Genomic DNA, 25603 nt, shown 5'->3' on the forward strand with positions numbered 1-25603 from the left:
GAGCTGGATTCGAACCAGCGAAGGCTGAGCCGTCAGATTTACAGTCTGATCCCTTTGGCCGCTCGGGAACCCCTCCAATGCAACGGCGCTGATAATAGCAAAATGTGCCTTTAAGTAAAGAAAAAAGCTAAAGAAAATTTAAATAAAGCCGATAAATATTCATTACTCATTCCAATCGGCTAAAGTCTATGCAAATCGATGATTTGTTAATCACAGAGCAGCAATTAAGTACTCGGTTAAACCAAAGTGTACATGCAGACCGCCGTGGTGAATTTTCATTGCTGTTAGCAATGCTTTCACAAGATGCTTTAGATTTTAGTCAATTTCATTTACCTAAAAGTGAAATTGAAGATAACACAACTCAAGAAGCGCAGTTAAGAGAGCAATTAGGAGCAGGACCAAAGCAGCCATTAGCACCCAGTGAATTTAATATGCTAATTGGGCAGTTTAATGCACAGCGTTTGTCTTTGGTTGGTGAGAATAAAGGCATGGCCGATATAAAGCTAAATCAGTGTTTAAACCCTGAGCCCTTTTCGATTAGAGATGATGTAAACCACATACCCCTACCCATTATAGATAATTGTGAACTTGCTGTGCGAAGACGTTTACAAAAAGACGAAATAGAAATAGATAATCCAAAAATGGATGTCGCAGGCTTTTATGACGTTCTAACAGACGTAAATCAGCGTGAACCATTACATTTGACGATGGCATAATTTATGATTTCATCAAATAGTGTCTAGTTACACTACCCATCACTGATTAAATTTTACGACTGCACCAAATCCGAATTGACTAAAAATTGATTTAATGTAAAAAAAGCATCCAAAAATTAAATGCAATTGCTATAATGGCTACAAATGGTATGACATGAATGCCGTTATCATTAAACCAAGGTAATTAGGAACGTAATGAAGAAAACATTCACGCTAAATCACGAGAAAATCAAATACCCTCGTATGGTTGATGCTGCAAAGCATGAAGTGAAAAAATATTTGAAAAGAGAGCGCAACAAAACTCTACCAGAAGATGCAGATTATTGGGCATTTGACTGTAAGTTTGGTAAAACGGTTGAAGATGCGCAAGTGGTTCATGTAGCTGAAATCAGCAACTGTATTAGCGATATTGAAAAGCAAGAATTGATGTCTTTTTACTTAGAAATATTGGCAAAACCTGCACAGCGTCAACAGCTAGACCTTGATAACGACGAGTAATAATTAGCGTTTGTGCATATCAAATTATTTAAATGGGCCATTGGCCCATTTTTTATGCCTATAGATTACCTTCAAGCTTTTTTCTTTTGAGCTAGCTCAAAGTATTTTACATCGTTTTAGGGCTTTAACTATTGAATTGTTATTAACACTACTTTTTCCTTCAATATTAACCACTTAATTAATAGAGTTAGTACTTAATCTAAAAGGTTATAAAGGGAGTTGTGCTTAATAAATTTCCGAAGCTACGTATATTTGTATTTAATTGGCCACGGAGTAAAGTAAACAATGTACTTCACTTAAAAAAAGAGGGGATTATGCGCCATGGCATTTCTTGTATTTTTTTGCGCTGCCACAAGGGCAATCATCATTCCTGCCAACTTTTATATCAGCGACCGGAAATATAATACCATCGAGATATCGCCACTGGTGTTGCTCTTTTATAAATTGAGAGCGCTCATGTAACACACAATATAGGTTTTGATAAAAATAGGTAGCTTTAAACTCAACGACCCCTTTATTTTCATCGCTGTTTGTTTCAATAACAGATAAGCTTACAAATCGACAACTGGTCGCAAATTCTTTAATTTCATTTACAGGGTTTTCAGCTTGCTTTTCACTTGCATATGTTTGGTATACGTATTTAGCATTTTTTTGTACGTAAGCTGTATACCTAGAGCGCATTAACTGCTCGGGTGTTTCTGCTTGTTTATCACCTAATAGCAGTGGTTCACAGCAATCTTCGTAATTTTTTTGGTTTCCACAAAAGCAAGTGTTGTTATTTAAATAATTCATAATTGTTACATAAGATTTAAAACATCATTTTAGCAAGCTTGCTGTATGTAAGGTATATCAAGTACGTCAGAATTTTTAGTAAAACAGTATAACTTTGTTTTTGTGTTACTTAAGTTAAGCGATAAGTTGCTCAATAACTGATTGTTTAACATATCAGTCCATGTAATGACCGCTGCAAAGTTACCATTATGCAGTGCGCTACGCAGTACATATTCTAAATTTACTAAATGTTTTTGCCTAATGACTAATAGTTTACTTGTGTCTATTGAACATGAATCAAGCAAAGCTTTACTAGGAACATGATCTGGTGCGATTAATAAAGTCCAAGCATTTAAACTATTATACTGGTGTAGCACCTTTAACAGCTCAAACGTTGCCGATATATCATCTTCGATTTGAATCACGTTAACACAATCAGATAGTTCGTCTTGTTGATAGCTTTTTACTGTTCTTACGGTTATTGGCTGTAACATATCATCTCGCTCACTGGGTTTATATACAGTACGTTTATACAGTAGTTTATACAGTGTTATGGCGCAAGTGTTTTTTTGCTATTTTTTTATACAAATTTATATTCTATTTTTAAGGATATGTATTTTAATGTTTATATTGTTGATATTTATCGCTTTTATTTAAATTGGAATGTTAGTGGGTGAGTGTTTTTTATACAGTTTGAAAAGGTTTGCTTACGTTTTTTATAAATTTAAATTATAGCTCTGTACTGTATACAGTACTTTTACGAGCTAAGTTTCGGGCTTTTACTAAGGGGCAGGGGGGATTAAATGGGCATATTGTAATTGATGAATTTGTTCATATAAACTGGCTGCATAACATTGGGCATCCTTAAAACGCTTTGTTTCTATATATTTTCTTAAATCAGCAAGCGCAGCTGTAGCTGGCTCATGACCCTGGCTACTCGATAAGCTAAGCCAAGCAACTCCATGAAATACACTTTGTGGAACACCTTGGCCTTTTACAAAAAACAAGCCTAAATAAAATTGCCCTCGGTGATCACCTGACATTGCCGATAAACGCATCCATTTTGCAGCTAAAGCAGGCTGGTTATTTTTTAAATAATATAGCGCCTTATTTAGCGTACTTTGTTGAGAGTTTTCATTTTCAGGTGACGAATTAGCATCGCCTGGCTGTGTCACAAAAGACAAAATGTTGTCTAATTGTTGTTCTAAATCATAACCTGTAGGTGTTGTTTTTATCATATGCTGTCATTCGGTATAGTTAACTACTTCAGTAGTTTAGTATATCGCAAGGTAAAATGTCCTGAAAAATAAACTTTTTATGATAAAATCTCGCTACTTTTTATTGTTGTAAGTTCATTATGTTAGAAGCTTTATTTAAAATTAACGAAAATGGGTCCACGGTTCGTCGAGAATGTATTGCCGGAATGACTACTTTTATCACAATGGTTTACATTGTCTTCGTGAATCCTGCTATGTTAGCAGAAGCGGGAATGGATCAAGGGGCTGCTTTTGTTGCTACTTGTATTGCTGCTGCTATCGGTTGTTTTATTATGGGATTATGGGCCAATTACCCATTAGCTTTAGCACCTGGCATGGGGTTGAATGCCTTCTTTACGTATGGCGTTGTATTAGGTATGGGATACACCTGGGAAGCTGCGTTGGGCGCAGTATTTATGTCGGGTTGTATATTTTTATTATTAAGTTTATTTAAGGTTAGAGAATGGATAATAAATGCCATTCCATTAGTTTTAAAACGGGCTATTGCGACAGGCATTGGCGCATTTTTAGCCTTAATAGCACTTAAAAATGCAGGCATTATTGTGGCAAGCCCCGCTACATTTGTGCAGTTGGGTGACATAACATCTGCGGGACCGTTACTGGCTATATTTAGCTTTTTTATTATTGCGGCATTGTTATATCGTGATTTTAAAAGTGGAGTGTTGATCAGTATTTTATTGGTTACTGCTATCTCACTTGGTTTAGGTTTAGTTGAATACCAGGGAATTATTGCTGCACCGCCTTCAATTTTACCTACTTTTATGCAGTTGGATTTTGCTGCTGCTTTAGAACTTTCAATGCTTAGTGTTATTTTTGCATTTTTGTTTGTCGATTTGTTTGACACGTCAGGTACTCTTGTAGCTGTAACGCAAAAGGCTGGTCTTGCAGATGAAAAAGGAAACATGCCACGCTTAGGACGTGCACTCAGTGCCGATAGCTCAGCTACCATTGCAGGTGCAATGTTAGGTACCTCAACAACCACATCTTATATAGAGTCAGTTGCGGGTGTATCTGTTGGTGGGCGTACAGGTTTAACTACAGTGGTAGTTGGTTGCTGCTTTTTGCTAATGATGTTCTTTGCACCGTTAGCTAATATGGTACCAGCTTATGCAACAGCGGGCGCAATCTTATATGTTGCTGTACTTATGTTACAAAACCTAAAGTTTGTGGACTGGGACGATATGACTGACGCTATTCCAGTAGCCGTTGTGCTGTTAATGACGCCGCTTACGTTTTCAATTGCGCATGGTATTGCGCTTGGTTTTATTTCATATACGGCGGTTAAGTTGCTTTGTGGTAAACGCAGTGAAATAACAATTAGTGTATGGATATTAACCGTGTTATTTATTGTTAAATTCGCGTTTTTATCATAAATAACAAAGTTTTGTTTTGATATATAACTACCAGCGACGTTATGTGATCTATCCCTGTTGGGGAAGCTAAACTCTCGGTTATAAAATTTAATGCTAAAAAAGCCCATACACAGTATGGGCTTTTTTTATTATTCAGTGGAAAGCTGCTGTTACCATTTCTTTTTTGGAGCAAACAGCACATCTAAATCGTCTTGTTCTTGCTCGTTTTTCTTTTTTAGGGCGCTTGCGTTAGATGCTTTTAGCTCGACGCTAATTTCCTCTAAGTAACGTTCCACTTCTTGACGTTTAGCATTTACATATTCGTCTGAATAAGGCACTGCACTAAGCGTTGCGTAGGCTTTTTCAAAATATTGTCTAGCAGAGCCAACCATACTCGCAGAACGTGCCGAAATACCGCGTTTAATTTGGCTTTCTATATTTATTTTAAGCTGTAATTTCTCAAGCAGTTTGTCTTCGCCTGTAAATACTTGGCTATTAACACGGCCCTTAGTGTGTTCAGAACGTAGGATCACACGTAATTTTTTAATCCCCTGAATTAGCGCAACAAGCTGTTTGTCGTTACTTGGTAATGCTAATGACTCACTACTGGTTCCTTGCACCGGGTTAGAGAGATGCTGTTTCATTTCTTCTAAACGACCCTTTAGCGCTTTTGAGGTTGGCGAATGCGTAACCATTGTTTTGAGTGCTTCGGCAATTCGGCTTTGCAAAACTCGAATAACGTTTTCAGATAGCGGAATATTAGCCTGGTTCATTAATGCTTCTTCAGTTTCTTCAATGATCGCCTTTTGTTTTGTGAGTTCTTTTCGGCGCTCATTTTCTTGTTTTTCTTTGTGTTGCTGAACAGCACTTACCCAAAGTGCAATCACAACCAAAGCAACTATAAGGACAATTATAATAGACACGATCATGGTGTAATTCTCGGATTCATAACCTAATTTTTTAATATTACATTAAATATAAGCCATCGGGGTAGTTTTGCGCGAATTAACTTCAAATTAGGTAAATTAACTGTCGTTAAATATAAGGACTATGAGATTAATTCGTCTAATCTTGGCTACCTCAAGTATATTTATTATGCTAGCCTTGAGCACCACTTCGATAAATGCACGCTATAAGCTTAATCAACGCTACCAGTAAAACTGATCTAGCTTTATAGAATTGCCTTTATTTATAATAAATTACAACGTAAAAATGCAACCATGAAATTACAACAACTCAGATACATAGTAGAAGTACAAAATCATAAATTAAATGTTTCAGCAACGGCTGAGAGTTTATTTACCTCACAGCCTGGTATTTCTAAACAAGTACGTATGTTAGAAGATGAGTTAGGTGTTCAAATTTTTGGGCGAAGTGGCAAGCATTTAACGCATGTAACTAGTGCCGGTGAAGATATTATAAATATCTCGCGAGAGATACTTTCAAAGGTAGAAGGTATAAAAGCGGTAGCTAACGAGCACACATTACCGGACCAAGGTAAGCTCAATATAGCAACAACGCACACTCAAGCACGTTATGCTTTACCTAGTGTGATTCAGGGGTTTATGAAAAAATACCCTGCAGTATCATTGCATATGCACCAAGGTACACCGCAACAAATATCTGATGCCGCAGCAAGGGGCGATGCCGATTTTGCCATTGCAACTGAAGCGCTTCATTTATACTCTGATTTAGTTATGTTGCCTTGTTATCATTGGAATCGCAGTATTGTTGTTGCAAAGGATCATCCACTTGCTAAAAAAGCCAATAGTTTAACGGTCGCAGATATTGCCGAATACCCGCTAATTACTTATGTATTTGGTTTTACGGGTCGCTCTGAATTAGACAAAGCATTTAGCGCCCATGGGTTAGAGCCGCATATTGTATTTACGGCGACTGATGCCGATGTAATTAAAACCTATGTGCGTTTAGGGCTTGGCGTAGGGGTAGTGGCTTCAATGGCGATTGATGAAATCACTGATACTGATTTAGTCTGCATTGATGCAAGTCACTTATTTGAAGCTAGCACTACAAAAATTGGCTTTAGAAAAGGCAGCTTTTTACGTACTTATATGTATGACTTTATAGAACGATTTGCGCCGCATTTAACTAAAGAGCGTGTGGAGCGCGCGAGTTTATTACGTAATCAAGATGATGTAGATAAGTTATTTGAAGATATAGAGTTACCTGTAAAGTAGCACTGGGTCTGATAACAAAAAAACCGACTATTTATTAATAGTCGGTTTTTTTGTTTAAGGTTAGCCTAACACTCGATAATGTTAACGGCTAAACCACCGCGCGCGGTTTCTTTGTATTTTGTTTTCATATCATTACCTGTTTCAAGCATGGTTTTTATTACTTTATCAAGTGATACTTTTTGCTCGCCACTACCACGAATTGCCAATCGAGAAGCATTGATGGCTTTTATAGCCCCCATCGCATTACGTTCAATACAAGGAACTTGCACTAAGCCGCCAACAGGGTCGCACGTTAAACCTAAATTATGCTCCATGCCTATTTCAGCTGCGTTTTCAACTTGTACAACATTGCCACCCACAATTTCAGTTAATGCTCCGGCGGCCATTGAGCACGCTACACCCACTTCGCCTTGGCAGCCCACTTCGGCACCAGAAATAGACGCATTTTTTTTATATAAAATACCAATTGCAGCGGCTGTTAGTAAATAACGTGTGGCAATGTCGCGGTCTACTTCTTTTACAAATGTATGATAGTACATGAGCACAGCGGGTAGAATGCCTGCAGCACCATTAGTGGGGGCTGTTACCACTCGTCCACCTGCCGCATTTTCTTCATTAACGGCAAGTGCAAATAGGTCGACCCAATCCATTGCTCTGAGTGGATCGTTGCTCACTTCGATATTCAGTTTTAAGAATAGGCTGGGGGCACGTCGTTTTACTTTTAAACCGCCAGGTAAAATTCCTTCAGTACGCATTCCGCGCTCAATACAGGCTTTCATTACTTCCCAAATATGAAATAACTCATCTTTTATAGCGTCTTCGGTTCGAAGTGTGCGTTCGTTTTTCATCATCAAGCTAGAAACACTCAGGCCTGAGTCTTTGCACATTTCAAGTAGCTCTTTTGCGCTACTAAAAGGGTAAGGCGCTGGGTTTTCTTCTCTAATATCGAGCGCTGCTTGCTTTTCGTTTTCAAACTCTTCGTCGGTAACAATAAAGCCGCCGCCGATAGAGTAGTACACTTTGCTATAAAGCTTTTCACCATTATTTGAAGCAACAATCTCCATCGCATTAGAGTGCTTTGGGAGCGTTTTACGACGATGAAAAACAATAGCACCTTGCTTAGGAAAGTTAGCTTTGTGTGTTTGGTTTAAATAGATAACTTGTTCTTGCTCGATAGTTAATAAAATATCATCGACTAAATCGGCATCGATTGTTTCTGGGTCATATCCTGCTAAGCCAAGTACAACAGCTTTGCCAGAACCATGACCTATACCTGTTTGACCTAACGATCCATATAGCTCTACTTTTATATCGGTAACACTTTTTAATAGCTGTTTTTCATGGAGTTCATTAACAAATAAGCGTGATGCGCGCATTGGGCCAACGGTGTGTGATGACGAAGGGCCAATACCAATGCTAAACATATCAAATGCACTGATCATAGTGTGTGTCTCTTATTAATTTACTCAGCCCGAGGCTGCTCTTTGAACGGTCGAGCATAATAACGCGGAATTGTTAGCATGTAACTATTATTAACGAAGATTTAAACTGGTAAGGCTAGTTGTTTTGTAAAGTTTTTTATAATGCTAGCAGTTGCTCCCCAAAGTAACCCATGGGGGGTAACAAACCCCTGCAGAGTAATTTCTTTACCAAAACGTTGAAATGGCAAAGGTTGCCAGTTAGCTTCAGTACTTAATTCATCCAAGGAGAGTAAAAAGCTGGCTTGTACTTCATTGTGATCGTTTTCCCACTGCGTATTTTTATCTAAAACACATACGTAAGGGCGAATACTAAACCCTGTTAAAGTGGAGTACTCTGGTAAATTGCCAAGGATATTTACGTCTTTGTGCGCAATGTTTAACTCTTCTTTCAATTCACGTAGTGCCGTTGTGCGAAGCGTTTTGTCGCTTGCCTCAAATTTACCACCGGGTAAGCAAATTTCACCTGGGTGATGATGCAAATAAGTAGGGCGCTTACACAGTAAAATATGTGCATGTCCGGCTACATCTATAATGGGTAGCATAACGGCACTGGCGCGTTTATTTCGAGAGTCTTTTATTTGATTTGGCGCAGCGGTTGGGCTTAATTGAAAACGCGTTTTAATGAAGTCACTATTCAAGATCACCTACTCTTTAATAAAGGTAAAATTTTATTTACCTTATCGTAAGTCTCTTGGTATTCCAATTCGACTTTGGAATCAGCGACAATTCCGCCTCCGGCCCAACAGTAAATATGCTGCTCATAACAAACTAAAGTTCGAATAGTAATACTTGTATCCATATTACCGCAGGCACTTAAATAACCTATAGAGCCACAGTAAACACTGCGCTGATGAGGTTCTAGTTCTTCTATAATTTCCATCGCGCGTATTTTGGGTGCTCCAGTAATAGACCCCCCAGGAAAAGCGGCCTCGAGTTGATCAACGGCTGTTTTATTAATATCAAGTTCGGCGGTCACTGTACTTACTAAATGGTGTACGGCCGGAAAACTTTCAATTGCAAATAAAGAAGGCACTTTAACGCTGCCGGGTTTGGCTACTTTACCTAAGTCGTTACGAAGTAAATCTACAATCATCACGTTTTCTGCGCGATCTTTGGATGAGTTTGCAAGTTTTAACGCTTGTGCACTATCTTCGTGGGCGTCAGCTTTACGTGCAAGTGTCCCTTTTATTGGTTTAGTTTCTACAATATTGTTTTGGATCGATATAAAGCGCTCAGGCGAAATTGACAAAATAGCGCCTGCAGGGTGATTAATAAAACTTGAAAAAGGCGCTTTATTAGCTTCGCGTAATTTAACATACGCTGACCAAGGGTCACCGCTATATTGGGCTTTAAAGCGCTGCGCTAGATTAATTTGATAACAATCACCGCTTTTTAAATAGTCTTCAATTACAGCAAACTTTTTGGCGTATTGGGTTTGGCTCATATTAGAAAACCACTCAGACGTTAACTCAAACTTTGCGTTAATCGGAGTTGATGCTAGATATTTCTCGTAAAGCGAGCGTCTTTCAACATGTGGCTGTGAAACATAAAACCACGCATTTTGCTGTCTATCAAAAATAAGTGCATCTAAATAAAGGCCTACAGCCATTTGCGGTAAGTGTATATCTTGCTCTGCTATGGTTGGCATTTTTTCAATTATACGACCCAAGTCATAGCCGAAATAACCTAACCAACCTCCATTAAAGGGCAAGTCAAAAGGTGCTTTTGTGTTACTGAGTTTGCGCAAATGGGTATTCATTATTTCAAAACAGGTTAGCTCACTTGGCTCGCCATTGAATAATGTTTTGTTATCGCTCACTTCAAGCAAGTGTTCAGGTTCTATGGAAATTATGTCGTAGCGACTATTTACATGGTCGCTATTAGCAGAGTCGAGCAGTATGGCATGAGGCAGATGAGAAAAATGCGAAAATACATCAATACAATTTTGTGTTATTGATAATTTTATACAATTATTTTTACTGTTTAGCATTTACTACCCCTATAAGAACTGGCTCCAAACGGGTTGGGAGGGTATCATAAGTCAAATTTTTTTGGCAGCGTTTAGTATAAAATCAACGTTGTAATTAAAACAGTACAAACCACCGTCACCGGTTTGGTATAGATTACGCTTTAAGCGTAAAGCTAACTTAAGGAACCATTATGAGTACAATCCGTCAGCAAGACTTTATTGATAGCATTGAAGATGCATTGCAATATATTTCGTTCTACCATCCACTTGATTTTGTTCAAGCATTAGAAAAAGCTTACAACAAAGAACAAAGTAAAGCTGCTAAAGATGCTATTGCGCAAATTTTAATTAACTCGCGTATGTCGGCTGAAGGCAAGCGTCCGCTTTGCCAAGATACAGGTATTATTACGTGTTTTGTAAAAGTGGGTATGGATGTTAAGTGGGATAAAACAGACTTAACAGTTCAACAAATGGTTGATGAAGGTACTCGCCGTGCGTATTTGAATCCAGATAACCCGCTTCGTGCTTCTATTGTTGCAGACCCTGCTGGTACTCGTAAAAACACAAAAGATAATACACCTTCGGTTGTTCACATCGATTTGGTAGCTGGTGGCGAAGTAGAAGTCATGGTTGCAGCAAAAGGTGGCGGCTCTGAAAACAAAAGTAAAATGGTTATGTTAAACCCTTCAGACGATGTTGCTGCCTGGGTAGAAAAAACACTGCCTACAATGGGTGCTGGCTGGTGTCCGCCAGGCATGCTGGGTATAGGTATAGGTGGTACTGCAGAAAAAGCTGCAGTAATGGCTAAAGAGTCATTGATGGATCCGGTTGATATCCATGAGCTTATGGAGCGTGGGGCGGAAACTACAGAAGAAAAGCTTCGCCTAGAAATATTCGAACGTGCAAACAAACTAGGTATTGGTGCACAAGGCCTGGGCGGGTTAACAACGGTTGTTGATATTAAAATTAAAACCGCTCCTACCCATGCAGCATCAAAACCAGTGGTGATGATCCCTAACTGTGCAGCAACTCGTCACGTGCACTTTACTTTGGATGGTTCAGGTCCTGCTGATTTAAAAGCGCCAAAGCTTGAGGATTGGCCTGAAGTGACCTTTGAAGTAGGTGAGGGGACACGTCGTGTAAATTTAGATACGCTGACGAAAGATGATGTTCAAGAATGGAAAATGGGTGAAACCGTTTTACTTTCAGGCACCATTTTAACTGGCCGTGATGCAGCGCATAAACGTTTGCAAGACATGATCAACTCTGGCGAAGGCTTACCTGAGGGCGTTGATTTTGATAATAAATTTATATACTACGTTGGCCCTGTAGACGCTGTTGGTGATGAAGCAGTAGGCCCTGCAGGCCCAACTACAGCAACACGTATGGATAAGTTTACCGATATGATGCTAGAAAAAACTGGCATTGTAGGCATGATTGGTAAAGCAGAGCGCGGCCCTGCAACGGTTGATTCAATCAAAGAGCATAAATCTGTTTACTTGATGGCTGTAGGTGGTGCTGCGTATTTAGTATCTAAAGCAATTAAAAAAGCGCGTGTAGTTGCGTTTGAAGATTTAGGTATGGAAGCGATTTACGAGTTTGAAGTTGAAGACATGCCTGTAACGGTTGCAGTAGATAGCGAAGGTGCCAATGCACATACGCAAGGTCCTGCAATTTGGAAGGCAAAAATTGCTGAGCTTGATAGCAAATTAAAGTAATTGTTATCTTTGTTTATGAAGCGAGCCATGTGCTCGCTTTTTTATTTTAAAATCATCAATATTGAGTGAAAACTGATCTTACCAGTTGTGTGGTAATTGTTTGTATAAATATAAATCATTAAATAACAATTACTTGCGTGTTAATGGTGGATGTATTAAAAACTTTACGGAAAAATCAATGGTTACGCTAACGTAAACGTAAAGAAGTGTGCCCTTGTGTTATTTTAGTTTTAATGTCTATTTTTGTAATTTATTTTAAATTTTTTATTTGTTAATAAGTTATAAGTTGATTATTTAATTTAATCACTTGGTGTTTGTTAGCTTTATCATCTTGATGTGTGGCGAACACTATCTTGAAGTGGTAAAGTCTCGACAATTTCCAGCGCGTACACCCTCTCACGGGTCAATTTTTCGGAGTATTTTAAGTGGCTGTGTTTAATCAAGTTGAATTTGATAACCATGAACAAGTAGTCTTTTGTTCTGACAAAGAGTCAGGTTTAAAAGCAATTATTGCTGTGCATAGTACCAAGTTGGGGCCTGCTGTTGGTGGGTGTAGAATGTGGGATTACGCTAAAGATGAAGACGCAGTGTATGATGTTTTGCGTTTATCAAAAGGGATGACTTACAAAAATGCGGTTGCGCGCCTTCCTTTTGGTGGTGGAAAATCTGTCATTATTGGTAACGCCAAAGAAATTAAATCGGAACAACTTTTTCGTGCATTTGGTCGCCAATTAGAGCGTTTAAATGGTAGCTATTACTCAGCAGAAGACGTCAATATTACGTGTGCCGACGTTGCTTTAATGAACAAAGAAACAAATTACGTTCTTGGCCTTGAAGGCAAAAGTGGAAACCCATCTCCCTTTACTGCATACGGTACTTTTTTAGGTATTAAAGCTGCACTGCAGCATCAACGCGGCCACCAAGACTTCTCGGGCATAAAAGTAGCTGTACAAGGTCTAGGGGCTGTTGCTTACGGCTTGTGTCAGCACTTAGCTGATGCAGGTGCTAAGTTGTTTGTGACAGATATAAACCAGGTTGCAATTGATCGTGTTGTTAACGATTTTGGTGCAACAGCTGTTGGTATTGATGACATATATGACTTAGATGTAGATGTGTATGCACCCTGTGCATTAGGCGCAACCATAAACGATGACACTATACCTCGTATTAGAGCAACCATTATTGCTGGTTGTGCTAATAATCAGTTAGCACAATCACGCCATGGTGAAATTATTCGTGAAAAAGGCATTTTGTATGCGCCAGATTACGTTATAAACGCAGGGGGTATTATTAATGTTTATTACGAAACTGCGCCAGAAGGTTATACCGTTGAGGCTTCGAATAAACACGTTGAGGGTATTTTTAATACGCTAACAGAAATTTTTGCTCGCAGCGAAAAAGAGCAAAAATCGACGCACTTAATTGCAGATGAGCTTGCTCAAGAAATAATACAAAATGGCCTTTAGATTTATATTTAGGTCTTGAAGAAAGGGGACGCATTTGCGTCCCCTTTTTTGTTATTAATGCTATTTTTATGAAACAACGTTACACTTTATTTTTAATTAAGTGTGGTATGTATAATGACGTCAACTTCGAATATGCAGCCTATCGACTTTGATAGCTGGCCTCGTAAACAACATTTTGAACTATTTAAAAATTTTACCCAGCCATACTTTAATGTGTGTGTTCAGCTAAACGCACAAACACTGTTTAATTACTGTAAAGCTCAAAATATATCGTTTTTTCAAGCCTATGTTTATTGCACATTAAAAGCATGCTTCGCTTATGAACCGATTATGTTACGAATTATAGAATCCAAGCCCTGGTTACTTACAAGCATCCGTGCAAGTGTTGTTGAACTTGATGAAGACGAGTGCTTTGTATTTAGTTATTTTGATTATTTGGGCTCTTTCAAAGAGTTCTCAGCCAATAGCGACAAAGTAAGTAAACAATCTAAGTCAAACTCACTATTTAGCGACGCATTTGCCAATACAGAGGGGCAAGCTGATTTAATTCATATATCTGTTTTACCATGGCTTAATTTTAGCGCTTTTTCACATGCATTTAGCGAAGGGCAAAGTTTAGGGATCCCTAAATTTGTATTTGGTCAATACGACAAAGGGGCTGGCACGATGCCACTGTCTGTTGACGTACATCACTCTTTAATGGATGGTCTACACGTTGCGCGCTTTGTAAAGGTGTTACAAGCTGAGTGTGATCATTTTAAATGTAAATGACGGTAGTAAAAAAAGTATTTTAAAAATCTATAATAACCACAGCAGTTGAAAATTCATCCCGGTGAACATATTTATAAAGGCACATATATGTTTAGGGTATTGCCATGATAAATGGACTGTTAATTGGTGTTTTAGTGTTATTTGTGGCGATACTTTGGCAATGGCCTTCTATTCAAGCCTCCCTTTGGCGCAATAAGTATCAACGTATGGGTTTAAGCTCTCAGCAAAAAGATATCTTACTGCGCTGTATGCCTATTTACCGAAAGATGACGGATGCTGATAGAGCCAAACTTGAGAGACATATTGTTTGGTTTTTAAATGAAAAGCGCTTTATTGGCTGCGATGGATTAAAACTCACACCTGCCATGAAACTTATTGTTGCTGCTGATGCCTGCGTACTCGTGCTTAACAAACCGTGGCCACTTTATACCAATGTTAAAGAAATACTATTGTACCCAAGTGCTTATTACGCACCGCAAACCACGCGCGATAGTGCTGGTTTAGTCAGTTATCATAATACGGTGAGACAAGGTGAATCGTGGCCTGGGGGAACATTGGTACTCAGTTGGCATGATGTATTAGAAGGAAGCCGCTTACCCAGTGATGGGCATAACTTGGTGTTTCACGAATTTGCTCATCAGTTAGACCAGGAAACAGGTAAAACAACAGGTACGCCACTTTTAAAAAGCTCGGCTGATTATAAAGAGTGGGCAAGGGTATTTAGTCGTGCCTTTACGCAGCTTAAAAGTCATGTGGCGTATAGTATGCCTCACGTTATTCATAGTTATGGTGCAACAAACGAGGCCGAATTTTTTGCGGTGATCACCGAAACCTTTATTGAAAAACCAGCAGAGTTACGGCGCTACGATCCAGAAATATATAGAATGCTGGTTAACTACTATCAATTTGACCCCATTTCTTGGCATTAAACGTAATAAACTGCGCTTTATCAAATAACGCTGGTAACTTTTGGTTGTTTTTGTTGCAATCGGTTAAAACACACAGCAACAATAATAAGCGAGAAAGTTATGAAGAAATTGCTGCATACGGCGTTGGCTTTGTCAGTGTCATTAGCTCTTGGGCAAGCACATGCTGAATCAACCGATAAAAAAGATGAACAAAAATGGCAAGTAGATTCTCCTAAAGGGCAATTTGTTGACGCTAAAATTAGCGTAGAACAAGGCACATGGATGAACATTGATATTAGCCCAGATGGCAAAACCATTGTATTTGACTTACTAGGCGACATTTACACAATGCCAATGAGTGGCGGTACTGCAACACAATTAACCTCTGATATAGCATGGCAAATGCAACCTCGTTTTAGCCCCGATGGTAAACACATTGCGTTTACTTCTGATCAAGGTGGCGGCGACAATATTTGGGTTATGGATTTAAACGGTGAAAACCAAAGTGCAGTAACCAACGAAACGTTTAGACTATTAAATAGTCCAGCGTGGAGCCCTGATGGCGATTTTTTAGTGGCGCGTAAACACTTTACGGCTAGTCGTTCACTAGGTGCTGGTGAAGTATGGCTATACCATAAAGCAGGTGGTAAAGGGGTTCAGCTGACTAAACGCGAGAACGACCAAAAAGATTTAGGTGAGCCAATGTTTTCACCTGATGGGCGTTATGTGTATTTTTCTCATGATGCTACACCAGGCAAAACGTTTCACTATTCGAAGGATTCTGTAGCGGGTATATATAAAATTAAGCGCTACGATCGTGAAACAGGTGAAATAGAAACAATTATTGATGGTATGGGTGGCGCAATTAGACCAACTCCATCGCCAGATGGAAAAACGCTTGCTTACATTAAGCGAGACGACTTTCAAACTAGTTTGTATCTTTATGATTTAAGCACGGGTGAGCACACTCAGGTATACGATAAGTTAGAGCGTGACATGCAAGAAACGTGGGCTATTCACGGTGTTTATCCTACAATTGCTTGGACACCCGATAATAAAGAATTGGTTTTTTGGGCCGGTGGTAAAATTCAATCTGTTGACGTGACTGACAAATCAGTTAGCCCGATTGCATTTAAAGTGGAAACCACTAAAAAGATTCAACCAGCGCTTCGTTTTACTCAAAATTTAGACACTGATGAATTTGGCGTAAAAATGCTGCGTAATGTACAAGTAAGCCCCGACGGTGAAACCGCTATTTTTGAAGCGTTAGGCTATATTTATAAACGCGATTTAGAATCTGGAAAAATTAAGCGTTTAACAAAACAAACAGATCATTTTGAATTATTTCCGCAGTATTCTCGTGATGGTAAAAAAATAGTTTACACCACGTGGAACGATAACAAGCAAGGGCAAGTGCGCGTTGTATCTTCTCGCAGTGGTCGAGGCGACACAATTACACAAGAACCAGGCAAGTATGTAGAACCAACGTTTAGCCCGAATGGTAAAACGGTTGTTTATCGTAAAGCCAGCGGTGGCAGTATTTTAAATCCTAAATGGTCATTAAATCCGGGGGTTTATAGCGTTAGCGCAAAAGGCGGTAAAAGTGAGCTGATTTCTAAAAGTGGATATCAACCACAGTTTGGGGCTGACAACGACCGTGTATTTGTAATGAGCCCATGGCCAAAACCATCGCTGAGTGTTGTAGAGCTAGAAAGCAAAAAAGTATCTAAACTTTATGAATCTGAGCATGCTACTGAATTTAGAGTATCTCCAGATGGGGAGTATCTTGCTTTTGCTGAGCGATTTAAAGTGTATGTAACGCCATTAGTTGAAAGTGGGAAGGCCATAAATATTGGACCTAAAGACAGTAAATTCCCTATAGATCAGCTATCTGTGCGTGCTGGTGAAAGTATTAGCTGGAGTGCCGATAGCAGCAAACTTTATTGGACACTAGGGCCTGAGCTTTACCATGCAAATTTAAACGGTGTATTTGCGATTAACAGTAAAAGCGACGCTGATTTTAAAGTTAAAAATGGCGAAAACATCGGATTCAGTAAGAAGGTGAATGAGCCAAAAGGCATGATTGCTTTAACTGGCGGTAAAATTATTACGATGAATGGTGATAAAGTCATTGAAAACGGAGTCATAATTACTGATGGCAAGCATATAAAAGCTGTGGGCCCAGCTTCTGAGTTAAGCATACCAAAAGATGCAGAAGTTATTGACGTTACTGGTAAAACTATCATGCCGGGTATTGTTGACGCCCATGCTCATGGCTCTCAAGGTAGCAATGAAATAATTCCTCAGCAAAATTGGAAAAACTTTGCAGGTTTAGCTTTAGGTGTTACGACTATTCATGATCCCTCTAACGACACCACCGAAATATTCACTGCAAGCGAAATGCAAAAAGCAGGCATGATTGTTGGTCCGCGTATTTTCTCTACAGGAACTATTTTGTATGGGGCTAATATGCCGGGTTATACCTCGCATATTGATTCGTTAGAAGATGCTAAATTTCACTTAGAACGCTTAAAGAAAGTCGGTGCTTTTAGTGTTAAATCATACAATCAACCCCGTCGTGAGCAGCGCCAACAAGTCGTAGAAGCAGGTCGCGAACTTGAAATGATGGTTGTGCCAGAAGGCGGTTCGCTACTGCAACATAATTTGAGCATGGTGGTTGATGGGCATACAGGTATTGAGCATTCCATTCCCGTAGAAAACATATACGATGATATAAAACAATTATGGTCACAAAGTGATGTGGGTTACACACCAACGCTTGTTGTTGCCTATGGTGGTATATGGGGTGAAAACTATTGGTATGATAAAACTGACGTGTGGAATCACCCTCGTTTAAGTAAATTTGTGCCTCAAAATCAGTTGCTGCCGCGTTCTATGCGTCGTGTTAAAGCACCCGATCATCACTATAATCATTTTAACAACGCACGTGTGTCGGCTGAGCTACAAGACTTAGGTGTTTTAGTTAACTTAGGAGCACATGGTCAACGTGAGGGGTTAGGTGCACATTGGGAAATGTGGATGTTTGCCCAAGGTGGCATGACGCCACTAGAAGCCATACGCGCATCAACACTCGATCCAGCTAAGTACTTAGGGCTTGATAAAAACGTAGGCTCGCTTGAAGTGGGTAAACTGGCTGATTTAATGGTGATTGATGGCGATCCGTTAATTGATATTCGCAGCTCTGATAAGGTTGATTATACAATGATTAATGGTCGTTTATTTAATGCAGAAACGATGAATGAGGTTGGCAAAAAAGCACGCCAGCCGCTTTATTTTGAAAAGTAAGAATTTTAATTAACGTCTTTAAAAAGCGGCTTTTATGCCGCTTTTTTATTTTACAAATTATAAACAGCAGGCATAAAAAAACCGCTTAACGCGGTTTCTTTTAAAATCATTAATGTTGATTAAACAACACCGCGCGGTAGGCGACAGTCATGATCTTTACGCGCTAGGATTACAATCCACAATTCTTCTGCGGTGTAACCATCTTCACTTTGTGTAACCACAGTGAATGGCGCTTTTTTCTGAGCAGTAACAGGCGCAGCTTTTTTGGTTTTAGTTTTTTTAGCTGGCGCTTTTTCAGCAGGTGCCGGTGTTGCTTTACCACTGCTTAATTCTTTAGTTAGCTCAGCTACGTCAGCTAGGCGTAAGTTTTTTCCGCCATCGATGCTGTACCAGCCTGGTTTAGTTGTAATTTCAGGTTTTTTACCATTAGCAGCTTCATACGCTGCTTCAAAGGCAGATAGTACTTCTGTTTTGTCTAGTTTGCTCATCAGAGACCCTATACGTTGTGAACACAGATAAAGAGAAGCTATTTATACCTATTTTGAATCAGTTTTTCAATTTTTTGCGATTTTCCTTCCATTTTAAAGCAATAAACGCCAAAATTTGCACAAAATTCAGTGCAAAGTAAGGTTACGCGTATGCAACGTCAAGAATTTAACCAATTATTAAATGATATTTTAAAGCCTCACAATATTAAGGATTTTTGCCCAAATGGATTACAAGTTGAGGGTAAAAATGAAATAAAAAAAATTGTTACCGGAGTAACAGCGAGCCAAGCTTTAATTGACGCTGCAATTGATGAGCAAGCAGACGCTATCTTGGTCCATCATGGTTATTTTTGGAAAGGCGAGTCTCAACCTATTACCGGGATGAAAAAGCGGAGAATAGGCGCCTTATTGGCTAACGATATTAATTTATTTGCTTATCACCTCCCTTTAGATATTCACCCAGAGATTGGTAATAACGCGCAGCTTGCAAAATTATTAGATATTGAAATTCAAGAAGGCCTTGAGCCTGTTGCTAACAGTGTAGCAGTGAAAGGGCGCCTTAAAACAGCGCTAAGTGGAGATGAATTTGCATCAAAAATAGCTAAGGTGCTTAATCGAGCCCCTCTCACAAGCTTAGTTCGTTCAAGTAAAATACAAACTATTGCGCTGTGTACTGGTGGAGGTCAAGGTTATATTGATTTAGCTGCGGAGCAAGGTATTGACGCTTATTTAACAGGTGAAGCGTCTGAGCAAACTATTCATAGTTCACGAGAACAAAATATTGATTTTTTTGCAGCAGGGCATCATGCAACCGAACGCTACGGTATAAAAGCTCTGGGCGAGCTACTTGCCCTGGAGTACGGTTTTGAGGTTAGCTTTATTGATATTGATAATCCTGTTTAAGCTACTGTGATATTTAAGATTATTAATTTTAGTACTCGTTATATTTTAAAATTTAAAGCCTTGAATTTAACGCCAGTTAAATAGGGGCGACAACGGATAGTGTACAAGCTCTGCTCTAATAGACTTTATTTACTTATATTGAAGTGAGGGCGTGTTTAAATTTGTTGTCTAGTGAGTTGAGTATAAATTGAGAGTGTTCAGAGCGTGGGAAGTAGACACGCTTTCTTTATATACACAGCTTAAATGAAAGCGAATAAAATAAACCGGTTGTAAAAGTAAGGTAAGTGGTTTGGTCTCTCATAAAGATCTTTTAATTTACTTAATTCGTTATGTATTTCTAGTTTTATTAAAAATGACCTTATAAGGACCGCAATGGAAGGTGTTTTAGCTCTACTTGAGCAGTACGGCTTATTTGTTTACCTATTGCTATTTGGCTATTGTGCATTGAAAAGCGGCTGGTTACCTTTATTTGCAGGTTATGCTGCTCAGACCGGCGCACTTGATATTAAATTAGTTATTTTAGCTACTTTTATGGGAGGGTATATTGGCGATGAGATACGATTTGCTCTTGCAAGAGCTTATGGCACTTCATGGCTTGAAAAGCCCAATAAAATTGGTCAACTATTTAAAACAGCGAGTGCGCTTGCTAACCGTTACGGTATGGCTTACATTTTTTTATATCGATACCCTAAAGGTATGCGCACAATTGGAGCGCTCCCTGTAGGGCTAACCAATATATCTTGGCCCCTATTTAGCACCTTAAATGCCTGTTCAGCTGCTTTATGGGTCATTATTTTAGTTGGCGGAGGATATACTTTTGGAGCTACATTTGAGTCTATAGGTGTAGAGAGCTTAACCGCACTGAGTATATTATTGTTAGGGATATTTTTAGTTATACTCTATCGGCTTTGGACAAAACACCCACCTACAAAAACAACGACAGTAAAGTAACGTTATTGTTTAACAAAAAATCTAGTGAAGAGCTTTACCCACATATCATAAAGTATTGATATTTTGTGTTTTGCTCGATAAACATTCATTGTAAACAAATCAAATTTACGAGTTAGCAGGTGGCTTTTTGCAAGTTGTTTAAAGTGCCTCAGGGTCTAGCCATCGACGGACTTTTATCCACGTTGTTCCTATAACTTCATGGCTGTATTGCGTTACGGCTAGTAGTGCTTGCGCATTTGGAACGAGCTGTTTGTGAAAAGGAAGCGCTGCAAAATTGTGAAAGTCAGTTGCTGCAGGAATGCTTGTTACACCTTGGGCCGAAAACAAGTCCTGGGCTCTGGGCATATGCAATACAGAAGTTACTAACGCTACCTTAAAATCAACTAGCTTAGGCGCTAGTAGCGCAGCTTCTTGCGCTGTATCCATTGCCTTTGGGTTTTGCAAAAGCCTATTTTTATTAATGCCTAACTCAATGGCAGTTTGATACATCAAGCTGCTGTTAGTAATATTCTCATAACCGCCGCCAGAAACAATAAGCTGTGATTTTGGGTAGTACTTAGCGAGTTTGACTCCTTCAACTAGTCGGGTTAGCGCGCAATTACCTAATTGGTTATTAGCACTTAAGACAGAGTTAGGATTTATATCGCACCCAAGCACAACTATTTTGTCTAATTCTGGGTGTTTTGAAGGGTGAAAAGAAAGGCTTGTTGGCTCGTTGTTTTTTAAAATTTGGTTAGCAACAAATGGTGTACTGATTGCCAACAATGTTGAAAGTCCAAAAAATGCAATTACTAAAGAAAACTTGCGCCCCTTGAATGCCAAAAACAAAGCTATAAGTGTAAAAAGACCAAGTAAAGGGAGCGGCATAAGCAAGCCGCCAAGTAACTTTTTCAAAGCGAACATAATGAGCAACATAAAAGCTATAATTTAAGTTATGTTACTCATTAACGAGTAGTTTATCGACCGTTATTTAACTTACACGTATTTAAAAAGTGGCGATATACAGGGTTATCTTTCATATCTTTTTTCATCGCTAAGTACATTGGTCGAGTTAAACCTAGTGCACCTAGTGGAATCGATTTGATGAGTCCTTGGCTTTCGTATGGTGTAACCAACCAATCAGGTAATGCAGCTACACCCATTCCAGCACTGACTAGCTGAAAAATTAGTAGCCCTTGATCTACGTTTTTTAACGTTCCGTCAAAACGTGCATTTTGAATGAAATGTTTAAATATATCTTGGCGTTCGCGCGGAATAGGATAAGAAATAATGGTTTCATTCTTTAAGTCTAACGCTGTAACGTATGCTTTTTTAGCAAGATCGTGATCAGGTGCAACAATTAATTTTAACTTAAAGTCGAATAAATGGGCATACTCTAGCTTATCGGGTTCACGAATGTCTGATGTGAGTACTAAGTCTAATTCATCGTTAAGTAAGTCTGGAATTGCGTCATAACTAAAACCACGTTCATAGTCAATTTTTATATCTGGCCAAAAGTTATTAAAATCTTTAATTGTTGGAAGTAGCCAGTGAAAACAAGCATGGCATTCTACACTTAAACGTAATTGTGAAATTGGCTGATTAAGGCTCTCTTTTAAACGACATTTAGTTGCTTCAATTTTCGGCAGTATTTCGTGGGCTAACTCAAGCAATAACATGCCTTGTGGGGTAAAACGCACAGGCTGCGTTTTGCGTTCAAACAGCTGGCAGTCTAACTTGTTTTCCAAGTCTTTAATTTGATGTGATAAAGCCGACTGAGTTAAGAATAATTCGCGGGCAGTATTCACTAATGAACCGGTTTCTTTAAGGGTTGCAATAGTTTTTAAGTGTTTTATACCAATCATCTTTAATAATTCTCATGGAAAATTTGAGTAGTGCTCATTATTTTTCAATACTACGCTTATATAAAAAACGTTTCAACGTCTAGACGTCTAAATTAAGCTAATAAATATAGTTTTACTGATTAATATTTTTATAGTTTAGCGTAAGTAACTAGATTAAAGCCGATTTTTTACTGCTTGTATTAATTTACTTCATGTTTAAAGGTAAAGGGGCTGGTATAAAAAATTTTTAACTCGCTTAGTTAACTAACGCTAATAGATAAAAAAGTAGTGACCTTTGTAGAAAATAAAAATACTTTTAGTATATGAAGGTTGATCTTTGGTGATTGACTTTACAGCTGTCAGTTTGTCATGCAGGCAAACATAATTTATGTATTGTGGTCATTCCTAATAAATAGGCAATAACGAACAACAAACCCAAAAGTATGCTGCCTTTTGGGTTATTTTTGGGGCTATTTGCTCTTTGTTGCTGGGTATTTATTAACCCCACTAGATTCCATACCTCGCGCCGCGCTCTAAGTGCCCCAAGCCTTAACTTTACAGATGTGGGGCTAAAGTGGTTGATTAATTAGTAATATAGCTTCTTTTGCTGGAACTGGTTTTGACATTAAATAACCTTGTCCGTATTCACAATGCGTAGTTTGCAAAGTCTCTAGCTGTCCGGTGGTTTCAATTCCTTCAGCAACAACTTCAAGTTTTAACGACTTAGCAAGTGACAAAATAGCCTCAACCAAGGGATTTGTTGAATCTTGTACATGATCGATGAAGCTTTTATCGATCTTCAGAATATGAATGGGCAGCTGATGTAAGTAGCCTAGTGCAGAGTAACCTGTTCCAAAATCATCAAGACATAGTTTTACTTTTAGAGGTGAGAGCCCTTCGATAATTTGTGTGGCGAGCTCTAAGTTTTCTATTAATCCAGATTCGGTTATTTCTAAGCACAAAGAACCCAAAGGCAATTGGTATTTGTTATAGATAGCGTGGACCTGAGCTACAAAATCTAGGCTTGCAAAATGGCGCGATGATACATTTACTGTCACTTTTAAGAAACGATGACCTTGTTGGTGCCACTTTGAAATATGCTGTGCAGCTAAGTCGAGTAGATGTAAATCCAGGTTGATTATTTGGCCTGTTTTTTCAGCAATAGGAATAAAGTCATTAGGTGAAACAAACCCTTTTTTAGGGTGGTGCCAACGAACAAGTGCTTCAAAGCCAATAACGTGGTTATCTAAGATTGTAAAAATTGGCTGAAAGTAGAGTTCAAATTCGTTGTGTTCAATACCGTGCTGTAGGTCGTTTTCTATGTCGGCGTGTGTTTTAAGCTTTTTTCTCATTGTGTTGTTAAAAAACTTAACTTGTCCGCGGCCTGTTGATTTAGCCTCGTACATAGCGGCGTCTGCTTGTTGCAGTAACAGGTATGCTTTATCGTCAACATTATCAGTATAGGCAATACCTATGCTGGTAGAGGCTTGCAATAAATGGCCATCAACATTTATTGGTTTAGAAAGTGCTTCTTTTATACGCCCTAGTGCCTCTTTAACTTGATTACGATGAGTAATGTTTTCCATTAAAATAGCAAACTCGTCGCCACCCAAGCGTGAAAAAGTGTCAGTGTTACGAACTGTACCTTTGATCAACTCACAAATTTTAATTAAAAAGTGATCGCCAACTTCGTGGCCGAGCGCATCATTGATACTTTTAAAGCGGTCAAAATCTAAATAAAGTAGGGCATGAACAGTGCCTTTTTTTACACGCGTTAAGCGCAAAATTGCATGCTTTATTCGTTCAATAAGTAATGAACGATTTGCAAGCCCAGTTAATCCATCATGTAAAGCTTTGTGTTCAAGCTCCTGCCTAGCTAACTGCCTATCTATTGCCATACTTATTTGCCTGCTTACATAGGTAAGCAAAGCACTATCGTGCTCATTATAATGATGTGCCTCATGATAACTTTGCACAACAATGACACCACTCATACGTTCATTGGCTTTAAATGGTACACCTAGCCAAGATTCGGCTTGACGACCAATTAATTTAAAATGACCTTGCTCTATATGATCAATGTAGTCTTGTTTTGTTAATAACATCGCTTGGTCAGTTTGCAATAAAAAGTAAGACGCGGTGTCTTTAAGTTGTTCTTTAGAGATTTTTTGATGTGTGTTTGTTTGTATTCCAGCTTCAACAATGTAAACAATATCAAGGATGTCGATTTGTTTATCGTAAAGGCCAATAAAGAAGTTATCAGCCCTTAATAAGCTATTAATAATAGTATGCAAAGATTCAAAAAATGTATCTAAGTCACTGGCTTTATAGGTTAAGTTGGCTATTTGAAGAAGACTGTTTTCAAGCTTTTGCGCGTCATTTAACTGCTCTACAGTCGATTGCAGGCTATTTACCATGTTAACTTGGTTTATTTTAGCGCTTAAAAGGTGTGCCACTGTTGTTAATATTTCTAGGTGTGCATTAGTAAAGTAGTTCATAGCGGGGTGTTCACAATCAATAACACCTAGAATGCGGTCTTTGTATACAAGAGGCACGCAAAGCTCTGATTGAGCAGGGCGTTCGTCTGCAATATAGCGGCTATCTTTTGTGACATCACCTAAAATTATTGCCTTTTTTGTTGTTGCAACAAAACCTGATATTCCTTCGTTAAAATTAATTACTTTTCGTTGGGCTTTGTATTTATATCTTTGGCGATCGATTCCCATAGAAGCAACAAGGTTCAGTTTAGAGGCTGATTCATCAGCGAGATAAATAACACAGTCAACAAATCCAAGCCGATTCACAACTTGAGTCGTTACATATTCAAATAGCTCATCTAAGGTGTCTAGCTGTAATAGGCTTGATGAAAATTGATTTATGATACTTAGCTGATCTGTTTTTACTTCAAGCGCTTTAGAGGTATCGATACTGTTCGACATAGGCAAAATTTATTATTCTTTTTTTATAAACACCACATTAAGTTAACCTAATATCAACTGTTCTACAA

General features: G+C 38.7%; 22 protein-coding genes. 11 read left to right on the top strand and 11 right to left on the bottom strand.

Annotated elements, in window-relative coordinates; all coding sequences use genetic code 11:
- The first annotated feature begins 188 nt into the window (after positions 1-188).
- The gene (locus MTF67_RS12060; protein ID WP_006792355.1) at positions 189-716 is read left to right on the top strand and encodes a VC2046/SO_2500 family protein; all 528 of its coding nucleotides are present in this window, start codon (positions 189-191) and stop codon (positions 714-716) included.
- 195 nt (positions 717-911) lie between these two features.
- Entirely contained in the window at positions 912-1214 is a 303-nt protein-coding gene (locus MTF67_RS12065) for a DUF6172 family protein (protein WP_006792356.1), read from the top strand.
- Between the two features lie 312 nt (positions 1215-1526).
- Here MTF67_RS12065 and MTF67_RS12070 read toward each other — a convergent pair whose 3' ends face one another.
- From MTF67_RS12070 to MTF67_RS12080, 3 genes are all read right to left on the bottom strand, one after another.
- Complete coding sequence (locus MTF67_RS12070; protein WP_248519647.1) at positions 1527-2006, bottom strand: YchJ family metal-binding protein; 480 nt, start codon at positions 2004-2006, stop codon at positions 1527-1529.
- A gap of 29 nt (positions 2007-2035) precedes the next feature.
- Positions 2036-2479: a SulA-like leucine-rich domain-containing protein gene (locus MTF67_RS12075; protein ID WP_006792358.1), complete on the bottom strand. Its 444-nt coding sequence runs from the start codon at positions 2477-2479 to the stop codon at positions 2036-2038.
- A 288-nt stretch (positions 2480-2767) separates the two neighbouring features.
- Positions 2768-3223 (bottom strand): sel1 repeat family protein, encoded by a 456-nt coding sequence (locus MTF67_RS12080; protein ID WP_006792359.1) that lies wholly within the window; start codon positions 3221-3223, stop codon positions 2768-2770.
- 119 nt (positions 3224-3342) lie between these two features.
- Here MTF67_RS12080 and MTF67_RS12085 point away from each other — a divergent pair, with 119 nt between their 5' ends.
- Positions 3343-4635, top strand: a complete 1293-nt coding sequence (locus tag MTF67_RS12085) for an NCS2 family permease (protein WP_248519648.1) — start codon at positions 3343-3345, stop codon at positions 4633-4635.
- A gap of 149 nt (positions 4636-4784) precedes the next feature.
- Here the strand turns inward: MTF67_RS12085 and MTF67_RS12090 are convergent, their stop codons facing one another.
- On the bottom strand, positions 4785-5543 hold the full coding sequence (locus MTF67_RS12090) for a hypothetical protein (protein ID WP_243533269.1): 759 nt from the start codon (positions 5541-5543) through the stop codon (positions 4785-4787).
- A gap of 291 nt (positions 5544-5834) precedes the next feature.
- On the opposite strand from MTF67_RS12090, the gene cysB reads away from it, so the two are divergent.
- The gene (cysB, locus tag MTF67_RS12095) at positions 5835-6812 is read left to right on the top strand and encodes an HTH-type transcriptional regulator CysB (RefSeq protein WP_006792362.1); all 978 of its coding nucleotides are present in this window, start codon (positions 5835-5837) and stop codon (positions 6810-6812) included.
- Between the two features lie 65 nt (positions 6813-6877).
- Here cysB and MTF67_RS12100 read toward each other — a convergent pair whose 3' ends face one another.
- From MTF67_RS12100 to pabB, 3 genes are all read right to left on the bottom strand, one after another.
- Positions 6878-8254, bottom strand: coding sequence for an L-serine ammonia-lyase (locus MTF67_RS12100; protein ID WP_248519649.1), 1377 nt, complete (start codon positions 8252-8254; stop codon positions 6878-6880).
- A 101-nt stretch (positions 8255-8355) separates the two neighbouring features.
- Complete coding sequence (locus MTF67_RS12105) at positions 8356-8931, bottom strand: CoA pyrophosphatase (protein WP_248519650.1); 576 nt, start codon at positions 8929-8931, stop codon at positions 8356-8358.
- A 2-nt stretch (positions 8932-8933) separates the two neighbouring features.
- Positions 8934-10283, bottom strand: a complete 1350-nt coding sequence (pabB, locus tag MTF67_RS12110; RefSeq protein ID WP_248519651.1) for an aminodeoxychorismate synthase component I — start codon at positions 10281-10283, stop codon at positions 8934-8936.
- Between the two features lie 170 nt (positions 10284-10453).
- Between pabB and MTF67_RS12115 the strand changes: the two genes are divergently transcribed.
- The 5 genes from MTF67_RS12115 (at position 10454) to MTF67_RS12135 (ending at position 18431) form a co-directional block, all read left to right on the top strand.
- Positions 10454-11980, top strand: coding sequence for a fumarate hydratase (locus MTF67_RS12115; protein WP_039036729.1), 1527 nt, complete (start codon positions 10454-10456; stop codon positions 11978-11980).
- A gap of 425 nt (positions 11981-12405) precedes the next feature.
- Entirely contained in the window at positions 12406-13446 is a 1041-nt protein-coding gene (locus tag MTF67_RS12120) for a Glu/Leu/Phe/Val dehydrogenase (protein WP_248519652.1), read from the top strand.
- Positions 13447-13578: 132 nt separating this feature from the next.
- Positions 13579-14217: a CatA-like O-acetyltransferase gene (locus tag MTF67_RS12125; protein WP_248519768.1), complete on the top strand. Its 639-nt coding sequence runs from the start codon at positions 13579-13581 to the stop codon at positions 14215-14217.
- A gap of 104 nt (positions 14218-14321) precedes the next feature.
- Positions 14322-15146 (top strand): M90 family metallopeptidase, encoded by an 825-nt coding sequence (locus MTF67_RS12130; RefSeq protein ID WP_058428690.1) that lies wholly within the window; start codon positions 14322-14324, stop codon positions 15144-15146.
- A 99-nt stretch (positions 15147-15245) separates the two neighbouring features.
- Entirely contained in the window at positions 15246-18431 is a 3186-nt protein-coding gene (locus MTF67_RS12135; RefSeq protein ID WP_248519653.1) for an amidohydrolase family protein, read from the top strand.
- 119 nt (positions 18432-18550) lie between these two features.
- On the opposite strand, the gene MTF67_RS12140 is transcribed toward MTF67_RS12135, so the two are convergent.
- Positions 18551-18919, bottom strand: coding sequence for a hypothetical protein (locus tag MTF67_RS12140; RefSeq protein ID WP_008127699.1), 369 nt, complete (start codon positions 18917-18919; stop codon positions 18551-18553).
- Between the two features lie 150 nt (positions 18920-19069).
- Here MTF67_RS12140 and MTF67_RS12145 point away from each other — a divergent pair, with 150 nt between their 5' ends.
- Both MTF67_RS12145 and MTF67_RS12150 read left to right on the top strand, forming a co-directional pair.
- Positions 19070-19822: a Nif3-like dinuclear metal center hexameric protein gene (locus tag MTF67_RS12145; protein WP_006792373.1), complete on the top strand. Its 753-nt coding sequence runs from the start codon at positions 19070-19072 to the stop codon at positions 19820-19822.
- A gap of 372 nt (positions 19823-20194) precedes the next feature.
- Entirely contained in the window at positions 20195-20773 is a 579-nt protein-coding gene (locus MTF67_RS12150; protein ID WP_248519654.1) for a VTT domain-containing protein, read from the top strand.
- 138 nt (positions 20774-20911) lie between these two features.
- On the opposite strand, the gene MTF67_RS12155 is transcribed toward MTF67_RS12150, so the two are convergent.
- The 3 genes from MTF67_RS12155 to MTF67_RS12165 form a co-directional block, all read right to left on the bottom strand.
- Positions 20912-21688, bottom strand: a complete 777-nt coding sequence (locus MTF67_RS12155) for a YdcF family protein (protein WP_248519655.1) — start codon at positions 21686-21688, stop codon at positions 20912-20914.
- A 41-nt stretch (positions 21689-21729) separates the two neighbouring features.
- Positions 21730-22617, bottom strand: coding sequence for a LysR family transcriptional regulator (locus MTF67_RS12160; protein ID WP_006792376.1), 888 nt, complete (start codon positions 22615-22617; stop codon positions 21730-21732).
- A gap of 548 nt (positions 22618-23165) precedes the next feature.
- The gene (locus MTF67_RS12165; RefSeq protein ID WP_039036736.1) at positions 23166-25535 is read right to left on the bottom strand and encodes an EAL domain-containing protein; all 2370 of its coding nucleotides are present in this window, start codon (positions 25533-25535) and stop codon (positions 23166-23168) included.
- Positions 25536-25603: the final 68 nt, after the last annotated feature.

This window comes from Pseudoalteromonas sp. 2CM32C (genome assembly GCF_023161925.1).
Taxonomy (GTDB): domain Bacteria; phylum Pseudomonadota; class Gammaproteobacteria; order Enterobacterales; family Alteromonadaceae; genus Pseudoalteromonas; species Pseudoalteromonas marina.